Source organism: Pseudoalteromonas sp. G4 (assembly GCF_028875915.1).
Taxonomy (GTDB): Bacteria; Pseudomonadota; Gammaproteobacteria; order Enterobacterales; family Alteromonadaceae; genus Pseudoalteromonas.
The window spans coordinates 1-11,971 of sequence record NZ_JAPEHW010000102.1 but is presented as its reverse complement, the minus strand read 5'-3'; the positions used below and the strand labels follow the sequence as shown (position 1 = coordinate 11,971).

General features: G+C 40.5%; 10 protein-coding genes and 1 pseudogene. 8 read left to right on the top strand and 3 right to left on the bottom strand.

From position 1 onward, the window contains the following. A pseudogene (locus tag ON073_RS18865) lies at window positions 1-681 on the top strand (1-acyl-sn-glycerol-3-phosphate acyltransferase); the annotation flags it as partial. A gap of 176 nt (window positions 682-857) precedes the next feature. Further along, a complete protein-coding gene (locus ON073_RS18860; protein ID WP_274763431.1) occupies window positions 858-1,106 on the top strand; it encodes a DUF1289 domain-containing protein in 249 nt (82 codons plus the stop codon). A gap of 17 nt (window positions 1,107-1,123) precedes the next feature. Here ON073_RS18860 and ON073_RS18855 read toward each other — a convergent pair whose 3' ends face one another. Next, a complete protein-coding gene (locus ON073_RS18855; RefSeq protein ID WP_274763430.1) occupies window positions 1,124-1,852 on the bottom strand; it encodes a transporter substrate-binding domain-containing protein in 729 nt (242 codons plus the stop codon). 88 nt (window positions 1,853-1,940) lie between these two features. Here ON073_RS18855 and ON073_RS18850 point away from each other — a divergent pair, with 88 nt between their 5' ends. From ON073_RS18850 to ON073_RS18840, 3 genes are read left to right on the top strand one after another with little or no spacing between them, the layout of a single operon-like run. Continuing rightward, on the top strand, window positions 1,941-2,141 hold the full coding sequence (locus ON073_RS18850) for a DUF3283 family protein (protein WP_274763429.1): 201 nt from the start codon (window positions 1,941-1,943) through the stop codon (window positions 2,139-2,141). Beyond that, window positions 2,138-2,557 carry a GNAT family N-acetyltransferase gene (locus ON073_RS18845; protein ID WP_274763428.1) on the top strand — a complete coding sequence of 140 codons (420 nt, stop codon included), beginning with the start codon at window positions 2,138-2,140 and terminating at the stop codon, window positions 2,555-2,557. The genes ON073_RS18850 and ON073_RS18845 overlap by 4 nt, the downstream gene beginning before the upstream one ends. Further along, on the top strand, window positions 2,557-5,709 hold the full coding sequence (locus tag ON073_RS18840) for a two-component regulator propeller domain-containing protein (protein WP_274763427.1): 3,153 nt from the start codon (window positions 2,557-2,559) through the stop codon (window positions 5,707-5,709). The genes ON073_RS18845 and ON073_RS18840 overlap by 1 nt, the downstream gene beginning before the upstream one ends. A gap of 119 nt (window positions 5,710-5,828) precedes the next feature. On the opposite strand, the gene ON073_RS18835 is transcribed toward ON073_RS18840, so the two are convergent. Then, window positions 5,829-6,776 (bottom strand): ion transporter, encoded by a 948-nt coding sequence (locus tag ON073_RS18835; protein ID WP_274763426.1) that lies wholly within the window; start codon window positions 6,774-6,776, stop codon window positions 5,829-5,831. Between the two features lie 9 nt (window positions 6,777-6,785). Then, a complete protein-coding gene (locus ON073_RS18830) occupies window positions 6,786-9,455 on the bottom strand; it encodes a bifunctional acetate--CoA ligase family protein/GNAT family N-acetyltransferase (RefSeq protein WP_274763425.1) in 2,670 nt (889 codons plus the stop codon). Between the two features lie 134 nt (window positions 9,456-9,589). Here ON073_RS18830 and ON073_RS18825 point away from each other — a divergent pair, with 134 nt between their 5' ends. From ON073_RS18825 to ON073_RS18815, 3 genes are read left to right on the top strand one after another with little or no spacing between them, the layout of a single operon-like run. Continuing rightward, window positions 9,590-9,973, top strand: coding sequence for a cupin domain-containing protein (locus ON073_RS18825; protein ID WP_274763424.1), 384 nt, complete (start codon window positions 9,590-9,592; stop codon window positions 9,971-9,973). Continuing rightward, on the top strand, window positions 9,966-10,673 hold the full coding sequence (locus tag ON073_RS18820; RefSeq protein ID WP_274763423.1) for an SIMPL domain-containing protein: 708 nt from the start codon (window positions 9,966-9,968) through the stop codon (window positions 10,671-10,673). Before ON073_RS18825 ends, ON073_RS18820 begins: the two co-directional genes overlap by 8 nt. Window positions 10,674-10,706: 33 nt before the next feature. Continuing rightward, the gene (locus ON073_RS18815) at window positions 10,707-11,543 is read left to right on the top strand and encodes a DUF1835 domain-containing protein (RefSeq protein ID WP_274763422.1); all 837 of its coding nucleotides are present in this window, start codon (window positions 10,707-10,709) and stop codon (window positions 11,541-11,543) included. Window positions 11,544-11,971: the final 428 nt, after the last annotated feature.

Sequence of the window (11,971 nt, the reverse complement as noted above, 5' to 3'; positions counted from 1 at the left end):
TTGCAAGTCCCTTATATGACGGAGCTAATGCGCTTAAATAAAAGCTTTATTGTAAAGCGCTCGGTAAAGTCGCCAAAAGAAATGCTAAAAACACTGACGACCCTTTCGCACTATATTTATGATTCGCTCGACAGTGGAAACTCAGTATGGATTGCACAAAAAGAAGGTCGTGCCAAAGACGGTAACGATGTAACTGATCCGGCATTAATTAAAATGCTGCAATTGCACGGTCGTAAATTAAAAATGGAATTTGCTGACTATGTTAAATCGATTAACGTCGTGCCAGTGGCGATTTCGTACGAGTTTGAACCATGCGAAAAAGCCAAAGCAAAAGAGCAATATCATAAAGCGACATTCGGTGAATACAAAAAAGCACAGGGTGAAGATATCGCCAGCATTATTGAAGGCTTTGCAACCAATAAAGGGCATGTTCACTTGTCGTTTGGTGAGCCAATTAGCGATAACTGTGATACCCCAGAACAATTAGCACAGACCATTGATAATTACATTCATGCCAATTATTTCCTGCACCCAAATAACTACTTAGCGGCAAATAAAGAAGCTGAGCAAATAAGCGAAGATGCGAAACGTGTTTATCAAAGTCGTTTTGATGATGTAGCCCCTGAATTACATGAGTTTATTAAGCAAATTTATGCAAAACCGGTGTTAAATCAAAAGTAATCAATCGCTTTGCTTTTACGCAAGAATAAAATTTTTCAACAAACCAGAGTGAATACTCTGGTTTTTTTTGTGCAAAAAATAGTTAAACTGTATTTATGAGTGCGTAAAAATAGACCAAGTCTGCTTTGTTTTTTAAAAGCGGATTTACATAATAAATGGCTGAACAAAAACAAATTATTGAGCAAATCGAAATTTTTGAGATACCCAGTCCGTGCAAAGGGGTATGTCAGGTGAATAACCGAGGTTATTGCTTAGGTTGTTTTCGTTCGCGCGAAGAACGCTTTCATTGGAACCAGCTTTCCAATGCACAAAAGAAGCATGTTATTCGGCTATGTGCACAGCGTGAAAAGCGCATTCGCCAAAGTTTAGCGCAACAACAAGACAGTGGAAACGGTGCTTCAGAGCAAACCAATTTAGACTTTTGATGTTGTGTATGAGTAGGTTACTTGGGTTTTTTGTGATCTAATTTTGCCCATGAGTTTTGCATAAATTGCTCATCAAGTTTGGCTAAAATGGCTTTGTGTTTTTTATGTAAGTAGTGATGAATAGGCTTTTGCGAGACTATTTGTCTGTCAAAATACTCAAAGGTTTGCTGCTTAATTTGATGATCAAGCAAGTACTCTAATACTAATATGCCATCAATAGTGCCATTACGTAGCATATGCAATTGACTGGTAAGGTTACTGTTGGTAATCACTTCACCTTGGTAGCTTTCTTGCTCTATGTATTTTTGCGCAAATGGGTAGCTGGCATTATGACTAATGGTTTTCAGGTTGTTTAATTGGCAATTTGAACAGACGCCTTTATTGGTTATAAGTACGAGGTTTAAATGCATCAGTGGTGTGATACTCGCTACCAAATTAGGGTAATCGTTTGAAATACCAATTACGCGACCAATTTGCCCATCTAGTTCACCTGCGTTTGCCGCTTTTAGCGAGCTTTTATGGTCAAAGTCAATAATTTTAATCTCAATACCAATAGCGCGATAAGCGTTGTTTAAACGCTCTATAAGCATACGAGACACTTCGGTATCTAGTGGTTTATTGAATATTAAAGTGGTGGTGCTTTGCTCAGCCATAATTGGTTTGGCAAGTAACAACGTAGCTGCAAGTAAAAAGCCAGTTAGTGTTAAACTCAATAAAGCATGTGTTTTAGTTGTTATCTGACGCATTACAGAATTCATTTTAGTATTGATCGGCGAAACCTATATGGTACATTGCTACCATAACATACTATTTAATTTGCTGTATAAAAAGAACATGTCTTTTAACTTATGTAATTTACCTCGTCAGGAAAAATATTTAATCCAATTAGATTATGAAGCCTCTTTTTGGGCGTTTAAAGTAAAGCGTGGTAAAAGTACGCGAGACCAAATTTATTCAGCTATTTTGCAGCGCCCACAATCAGAGCAAGGTGAGCTAAAGCAACGCTTTGAGCGGTATTTAGCGACAATGTCGTGAACCAAATAGCATGTGAATTACTCGACCCAATCATGACGCCTTTGGTAAATAAATTTTATCAACAGCACAATGTGCGCGGTCGTGCTAAAAGCCATGATAAGGTTTGGCTGATTAAAATTGATAACCAAATTGCTGCCACAGCAAAGCTTACTTTGAAAGAAGAGCATTATTTATTAACTGGGGTGTTTACGGTGCCGCTTCATCGCGGTAAAAATTTGGCATCACAGTTAATTAAACACATTTCATCCTATTATCAGCAGCCAATTTATACCTTTGCATATTCACACCTTGTTGACTGGTATACCCGCTGCGCTTTTCATATAAGTGAGCCACCACCAGAGCTTCAATCAATATTTCAAGCTTATGTCCGTCAAGGGCGAGATATTCGCTGCATGGTAACTAATTTGGAGTTGTAATGAATCGCTTTATATTGTTGCTATGTTTAGTGTTTTCGGTTGGGGCTTTAGCTCTTGATAACCCGAATGTGCGTCGTTTTTCTCCCAATGAAGGTCTCGCTCAGTCCTACGTTACCGGCATGCTGGTTGATAAAAATGGCTATTTATGGATTGGCACGGAAGCAGGGGTAAATCGCTACGACGGTTATCAGCTTTCTACTATGACAGGTCCAGAAGGCACGTTGCGAGATAAGTCGATCGATTTCCTTTATGAAGATAAACAAAATGATATTTGGATATCGACTACCTATTCAGGGCTTTATCGCTATGATACAGATACTTATAAACTGGAAAGGGTGCTCGAGTTTAAAACTGATCGCAGTCATTCACCGATTGTAATGTTAGAAACGCACCAACCAGGATTTTATTGGTTAGGGCGCACGCGAAATTTGGCCTTACTGAATAGTAAAACAGGCGAAGTGAAGCATGTTTTTGAAATTCCGGGTGATTTTAAATACGCGTATGTGCGCGCATTAAAGTACTACAAACACTACTTGCTGATTGGTACTTCTGAAGGTGTTTATGTTATGGACACCAATACACAAAAAGTAGTTGAGCTTAAATATCTCAATGAGCCGGCGCAGCATCATGACCAAAATAATGCGAAGTCATTTCATATCGTGGGTTCGCAATTATGGTTAGGAACCGTGCAAGGTTTGCACTCGGTTGAGCTTGATAATATTGAACGATTAGTGGCTGGAGAGTTAGACAAACTGCCTAGTGAAATGCGTATAGCAGATCTAAATATTTGGAAAATTATGCCGTTTAAGTCAGGCTTAAAACTGGCGACTAACGAAGGCGTATATAACTATTTTGCAGATGACGATCAGCTTATCAAAAGCACCGAGCTAGATAATTCAGATTACGAACTGAGCGACAACAGTATTGTTGATATGTTGATCTCTGAAGATGGCTCAATGTGGTTAGCAAGTAAGTCTGATGGTGCATATTTTGTTGCTAAAAATAATTACCTATTTCAAAACTATAATCGCGATACCTTGTATGGCGGCTTATCGCATAACAATGTGTGGGGCATGGTTGAGCACAACAAAGATATTTGGCTTGCAACCAGCGACGGAATTACCAAAATCAACCCTCACACCTATCAAAGCCAAACCTATTTGGAAGGTTATTTAGCAGATCGTATCAACCACGAGTTTCATGTTTATCAAATTTTCGAAAATAACAATATCTTGTGGTTGTCGACAAGTCGTGGCTTTTTTAAATTTGATTTAACCACGTTAACCATTTCAGCGGTGGAGGTTGCCGTTGAAAAGTACAAAGATATATTTCAAAAGCAACTTATTGTGGGTCATTTCAGCCAAAGCGGTGAAATGTATTTTAAAAGCTTTAAACACGGCTATTTTAAATTTAATACTCATAGCCAAGAATTAATCAAAATTGAACCTGCCATTCCGGTAATTGACGATACGCTTTCAGGGTACTTTTTACCGCCCATGAAAGACAACCAATTACCCTTTTTTTTCCACAGTAAGTCGCTTTATCAACTTCTACCTGATAACAGCGTAAAACACCTTTATACACCGCCAGTAAAAGACGATGTTGAGTACTTAGAAATGACATCTTATGTGGTAGATAATAATGGTGTTATGTGGCTTTCATACTACAGCTATGGCTTGGTTGGAATAGATAGTCACACATTTGAAGAGAAGTACCGTATTGAAGATAAGTTCGATACTCGTGGCTCATTGTTCTACAGCTTAACCAAAGATCAACGAGGCATGATTTGGATGGCAAGCCACAGTGGTATTTGGCGCTTTAATCCCAATACTATGCATTTTAGGCAATACACGGTTGACGATGGCATAACAGTAAACGAGTTTAACTCGGGCTCAAAATTAACCTACTCGGATGGGCGAATTATTTTTGGTTCGATTAAGGGCATTACGAGTTTCTTCCCTGAGCGTAATGATATTAACGAGCAAATTTCAGAGCGTGTAAATATTACCTCCATTACTTTGATGTCGCGTAAGTTAGAAGCCGAGTCAATTATTCAGCAAAATTTACTGGAACTTGATTACGATGATATCGGGCTTGAAATCGGTTTTTCAGCCATGCTATTTAAATACCAAGACCGTGTGGAGTATGAATATCGGTTAGATGATTCTCCGTTGGTACGCACTGAAAACAACAAGGTCGCTTTTGCGCGAATTGCACCGGGCAAACACACTTTTTATGTGCGCGCGCGCGACCCGCTCAATGGCAGTTATACAGATTTTAAAAGTTTTACTATTCAAGTGCATTACCCACCTTGGCGCTCACCGGCGGCGTTTGCAATTTACTTTGTTTTGATCGCGAGTTTGACTTCAGTTTGGTTTTTGCGTCGCCATCGTTATCAACAACGTTTATTGGCTGCACATAAGCAAAGTAGTGAAAATGAAACACGCTTAAAGCTGGCGCTTGAAAGTAGCCAATCAGGTGTTTGGGAATGGCAAAGTGGTGTAGGCGATATTTATCAGCCGCGTTTACGCAATGAATTAGGCTTTGATAAGCTAAACGTGACGCTAGATGAATACTTAGCCAAAATACATCCTGATGACAGGGCTAAATATCGCATAGAATGGTTGGAATTTGTTAGTACTCAAAAAGGGGAGTTCAATCTCACTTATCGGGTGCGTCACAATCAAGGGCATTGGCGCTGGTACAAAGATGTAGGCCGTGTAATTGAGTGGGATGGTGACTTGCCACAGCGAGTAACGGGCACGTATACCAACTTTACTCGTGAACGAGACCTAGAAAGCAGTGCACGATTATTTAGCACCGCATTTGAACATACCCGTGACTGGGTGTTTGTTATGGATAGTGACTTCAAAATTTTAGCCATCAACAAAGCGCTTAGAGAAAGTCATCAATTTGATATAAGTAAAGACTCATCACGCAAGTTATCACTTGGTTTAAGCGCAAAACGCCGTACCCAATACTTACGTGAGCTAGCTAAGCTAAATGCCGGTGAGCATTATCAATCGGAAGAGACCATTACCAACCCTGAAGGCGAACAGTTTAAATGCTTAATTAAAGTGACCGCTGTTGCTAATGAGCGCGCTGAGGTTGATAACTTTGTTGTGGTGATAACGGATATCAGTAGTTTGTAATAAAGCTAAAATGAGTTTTCAAAGTTTACAGGCAATTAAATGCGTGTTCATTTTAGAATTGATTGTTACAAACCTTTGAGTCAAATGTTTTACCAAAATTTACAGCCCCTAACTTTTAGTTAGGGGATTTTATGGCCACAATTAGCACAGTAGTTAATGTGTTTTATTTCTTCCATTTTTCTGCGAATTGCGATTTGCGCTTCTTTTTTACTTAACCCGAGTTCAATACGCATTTCTTCAATTTGTGCTTGGTCTTTTTCACAAATTTCGCCATCGCGAGAACATAACGCAACATACTGTGCAAACTTAACACGGCGGCGTCTGAGCTGATCTGAAAAACTCGATGCCAGTAAACCTGTTGGAATAGCAACCATGCCCATACTTAGCACAGTGATCATGCCGCCAAAAAAGCGACCGAGAGGTGTTATTGGCACAACATCACCATACCCTACGGTAGTCAGTGTGGCCATTGCCCACCACATAGCGTCTGGAATTGAGCCGAATTTATCGGGTTGTTCGTCGTGCTCAATAAGGTAAATACCGCAAGAGGCGGTAATTAACGCCACACTCATAATGAAAAAGGCAGCAAGTAAGGGGCCTTTTTCTTCACGAATACTTTGCAGTAATAATTGCATCGCGCGCGAGTAGCGAGTGAGTTTGAATACGCGTAACAGTCTGAATACGCGTAAAAAACGTAAGTCAAAACTGACAAATAACATTAAGTAGGTAGGCAATATGGCGAGTAAATCAATAATCGCCAGCGGGGAACGTAAATAACGAAGGCGTTTACGCCAATTAGGCATAGATAAATCACGGTAATGTTCTTTATCCACACAGACCCAAAGGCGTAATAAGTATTCGATGGTAAAAATACCCACTGAAAAAATTTCAATGCTAATAAACAGTTGATGATGGGCTAAGGCGATTTCTTCAACTGACTCAAATACAATGGCTACAACATTGCCGATAATCAGTAAAATTAATAAGCCATCAATTAAGCGGCCAAGGCGTAACCCCTCACCAGAACTTTCAAGTACTTGTGCAATGCTGAGTCGTAATTGATTCACTTGAGCCTCTTAATTTAATGGCATGGTCATAACAATGGTGCCTTCTTCAAAATCACGGCTTACTTTAAAGCCGAGCTTTTTGGCAAGGCCAATCATGCCGGCATTTTCAGGCAAGGTGAGACCTTCAATTTTTTGTACTTTTTGACGTTTACAATGGTCGATAACCGATTGCATCAAAATGCGCCCTAAACCTAAGCCTTTTATATCTGAGCGAACTACAACGGCAAACTCCGCAACGAGATTGTCAGGATCCATTAACACTCTTGAAACCCCAAGTGTTTGCCAAACATCATCACGTCTTTGTGTGACTATAAAGGCCATTTCTCGGTCGTAATCAATTTGGGTCATTTTTGCTAGTTGCTCATGACTAAACTGTGGCATTTCACCAAAGAAGCGTTTATATCTGTCTTCTTTCGTGAGTTTATTATCAAACTCGCGGTGGGCTTCTTCATCTTCAGGGCGAATCGGGCGCAGCATAGCAAGTGAGCCATCTTTTAGGGTGATTTCTTGTTCAAGTTCTTTTGGATAAGGTTTAATTGCTAAGCGTTTAGCGCGGCTTGTTGCTTGATATTTTTCAAGCTCAATGCACGCATCCAGCACTAAAAATTTCCCTTGTAAGGCAAGTACAGGGTTTAGTTCTAGCGATTTGATATCGGGGTTTTCAACAACCATTTGCGATACCCGCGTGAGCATGGCGCAAAGAGTGTACTTATCAATTTTTGTTGGCAGATGTTTTTCTTTGATAAACCCTTTATCGCTAGCCGCGGCAATTAAATACTTCGCCAAGTTCATATTAAGCGGCGGTAGGGCAACGGCTGCTAAATCAAAATTAAGCGCAGTGCCTGCTTCGCCGAGTAAAATCACAGGGCCAAAATTTGGGTCGGTTTTAACCGCAATGCGTAATTCTTGGCCGCCTGCACGGGTTGCCATACGCTGTAGTGCAAAACCATCAATTTGCGCATCTGGATAAGTTTCATTAATGCGCAGCAACATGTTGAATGCCGTTTGTTCTACTTCATTGCCATCGTTAAGGTTTAACACAACACCGCCAACATCAGATTTTGACGGAATGTTAGGGCTAACTAACTTAAGTGCAACGGGAAATCCTATCTTTTGGGCAAACTCACGGGCTTCACTTGGGGTGTATGCATGCTCTGTAGCGATGCAATTAATTTGGTAGCAATTTAAAAGCGGTGCTGCGTCATGAGTCGGCAAGTAATGCATTTTATCTTGCAGGTTATTTTCAATCAGTGATGCTGCTTTTTCGCTATGGATATTATTTGAATCAAGTAATGACTCAGGTGTTTGCGTTAAGTGTTTTTGGTTGCGGCGATATTGAATTAAGTGCATGTATGCGGCAACGGCACCTTCAGGTGTACGATAGGTTGGGATCCCTGCTGCTTGGCATACTTTTCGTGCAGCATAAGCGGCTGTTTCACCCATAAAGTTGGTCATTACATAAGGGCGCTGCATTTTGGGGATCTTGGTCACCGTTTCTGCAATAACATTGGCAAATTCTTCACTTGGGGCAAGTGCTGAAGGGCTATGTAAAATAAGCAAGTTATCAACTTCGGGTGCTTGCACTAAAATTTCAACGGCTTTTTGATAACGTCTTGGATCTGAATCGCCATAAATATCGACCGGATTAGCAAATGAAGTATGCTGAGGTAATACCTGATTTAATTTGGTAATGGTTTCTTTTGATAACTCAGCGAGTTTGCCAGAACTTTGAATCAGTGTATCAACTGACATCACACCAGGGCCGCCGCCATTAGTTAAAATTGTGAGTGCTTCTTGTTTTAATAACTTAGGGTGTAACGCTAGTGTTTGCGTAGCAGCAAAGAGCTCGCGTAAATCGTTTACTCGAAGCATACCGGCGCGTTGGAACATGGCATCATAAACTGCATCTGAGCCTTGATTTCCACCAGTGTGAGCCATAGCTGCATCGGCTCCAGCTGCCGTTTTGCCTGTTTTAATTGCAATCACAGGTTTACTAAATGCCGCAGCCCTTGCTGCAGAGATAAACTGGCGAGTATGTTCAATGTTATCGATATACAACAAAATGGCTTGAGTATTGGCATCGCGACCTAAAAAGTCGACTAGCTCATCAAAATCGATATCGCCACAATCGCCTACAGAAACAAAGTATGAAAAACCAATGTCTTTGGTTTTTGCCCAATCTAAAATGGTTGAACATACAGCAGCCGATTGCGATACAAATGCAATTTTGCCAGGCTTTGCAACCATATGTGAGAAGCTTGCGTTAAGGCCAATACGTGGAATAAGTAAACCTAGGCTATTAGGGCCGAGAATATTCACATCGGCTTGTTTGGCGGTTTCTATTAAGGTTTGTTTTAGTGTTTTATCAAATCCAGAGGCAATGATAATGGCATTTTTACAGCCTTTTTTCCCGAGTTGCTCGACGATTTGGTTGCAATGATCTTTGTTAGTACAAATAACCGCAAGGTCTGGTACTTGTGGTAACGCATCAATGGTTGGGTAAGCAAGCACACCATGTACCGCTTTGTATTTAGGCGTTACAGGCATTATTGGACCGTTAAATCCCCCTTGCAGTAAGTTACGCATTACCACATAACCTGCTCGATTGGTGCGGTTTGATGCCCCAATCACTGCAACTGACTTAGGGTTGAAAAATTGGCTTATCCTTTTTACCGTCATAGCTTTTCACCAGAGTTGAGTTACTCGTATAGTATAAAATTCGTCTATAAGTATAAAGCAATATTCAGACAAGATACTTGATATAAAACAGGGTCTTGTTATGCTTCTTTGAGAATGAATATGGACTGTTAATTATGACCCTATTATTGCTAAGTGCTGCTATCAGTAGTGCGCCAATAAACATTGAACAAATGGTAGCACCGAGTGATCTTGAAAATGTCAAAGTGGTGCAGCTTGCGAGCAATCAAGATGCCAGCCAGTTTCTTATTTTTATAAAAAAATCAGTACCGCTGCACCTGCATAAAGAACACAGTGAAATGGTATATATTGTTGATGGTGAAGGGAGAATGCAGCTGGGCGATAAGTCCTTTACGATTAAAAAAGGCGACTTTGTAAAAATCGATGAAAATACGCCACATGGTGTAACGGTCACATCCCAACAGCCTTTAAAAGTGCTCTCAACGCAAACGCCAGAATACTTTGGTAAAGACAAACATCTAGTGAGCGAACATGAATAAACCAACAATTGCGACTTCTTTAATCCTTGCGCTTGCGCTGATTATTGCCAGCCTGATTTTAAAGCAGGGCATTATTGAATTTAAAACGCTCGACCGTAGCGTTGCGGTAAAAGGGTTAGCTGAGAAAGAGGTAATGGCAAACACCGTAATTTGGCCAATAAATTATTCGCTAGCGGGAAATGATTTAACCAAACTAATTGGTGAGTTAGAAGCAAAGAACCAAGCTGTGCGCGCATTTTTGACATTGCATGGTTTTAGTGATGATGAAGTGTCAATTGCACCGCCAAATGTTGCCGACAAACTTGCTCAGCCTTACGCACAATTAGAAAAAGGCCAAATGCGCTATTTTGTAATGTCGAGTATCACAGTTTATAGCCATGAGCCTGAGAAAGTACGCCATGCACTCACTAAAGTAACACAGCTTGCTAAACAAGGTATTGCTATTTCTAGTGACCGCTATGACGCAAAAGTGCAGTATATTTTTACCGGCCTGAATGACATCAAGCCTGAAATGATTCAGCAAGCAACAGAAAAGGCGCGTGAAGTTGCTGAGAAATTTGCAACGGATTCAAATTCAACACTCGGTAAAATCAAGTCTGCACGTCAAGGTCAGTTTAGTATTGCAGATCGTGATTCAAACTCGCCTCATATTAAACAAGTGCGAGTCGTTTCAAGCATTGAATATTATTTAGTGGATTAGTTTCAACTGAATATTAGTAGTTGAGGTTACCTTATGTTTCATATTACCAATGGCGATAGCGCAAACTTATTTTTAAAAAGAATTGGTATTCAAGGGCAGTTTGTTGCTTGGCAAGATGTGCTTCATCATGGCCCGATATCGTCGCAGCTCACGCTACCAGCAATGAGTGATTACCGCGCTGCTTTTTTAGCGGATTATTTTTGTTTGCCACTAAAAGATGTTCAAACTAAGTTTGCACAGCGAAATGCCTTACTCGATAGTATTGAAGATAGTAGTGAAGTAACCTTGTGGCTTACGCCTGAACTATTTGATAGCTTAATTGGCTTACAGTTTATTGCATGGTACCGCGCGCAATTTGAATCAACACGTAACTTATTTATAGTGCTTCTGCCTGAACACTTACCCCCGCGTGAATTAGATGCAGCGCAAGTTGCCCAGTATTACAAAACACGCTTTAGCCCGAGTGATGCATTTTTTGAGTTAACGTCTCTGGTTTGGCACGCATTAACTACAAATATAGCTGCGTTAGAGACTTGTTTAACACTCGACTTTAAACACTGGCCAAACCTTAAAACATCGATTCAACGCTTTTTACAAGAACAGCCCGATGATATTGGGTTAAATCGTACTCAGTGGCAAGTTTTAGATTGTTTAAATGGTCAAACACTCTCATTGGCACAGTTGTTTGGTGCAAACCAAGATTTGGAAGAAATGCCATTTATGGGCGATTTAAGCTTTTGGTGCCAAATTGAGGAAATGCGTGAGTACTTATGTATATCCACGCAAGACAGTTTATTACACCAAGAAATTGAATTTTATCATGGGGTAAAAGTAAGCTTGTCGGAAAAAGGACAAGCGCTACTTAGTTAACCTGAGTCTAGGTTAAATTCCTATCTTTAGGTAAAGTGGCCTGCTTAATAACAGGCCAAACACCCTAGGGCCTGTTGACCTTTCAAGTTCATTTTTGCAGCAGTTTGATTGGGTTTTATACAAGGCAGAGGCTGCGTGGCATAGTCATTCTATGTGAGTCAGCCGATAACACAGTAGAAAAGCCAATCAAGCGCTGCCGAACGGTTCTTTTGAGCGCACTTTTCTCATTGTTGCTCGATATTCGCTTAGATTGCTAGGCCACACATCGAGCGCCGCGATAAAAGCACGCTCAAAGAGAACAAAAATAGAACAGCAAAGATCAACAGACCCTAGCTATTTTGAGCAAGCTGCTTAAGTTGGTAGATTAAATCAAGCGCCTGACGAGGGGTTAACTCGTTAGGGTCAATTGCTGCAAGTTCTTCAATTAC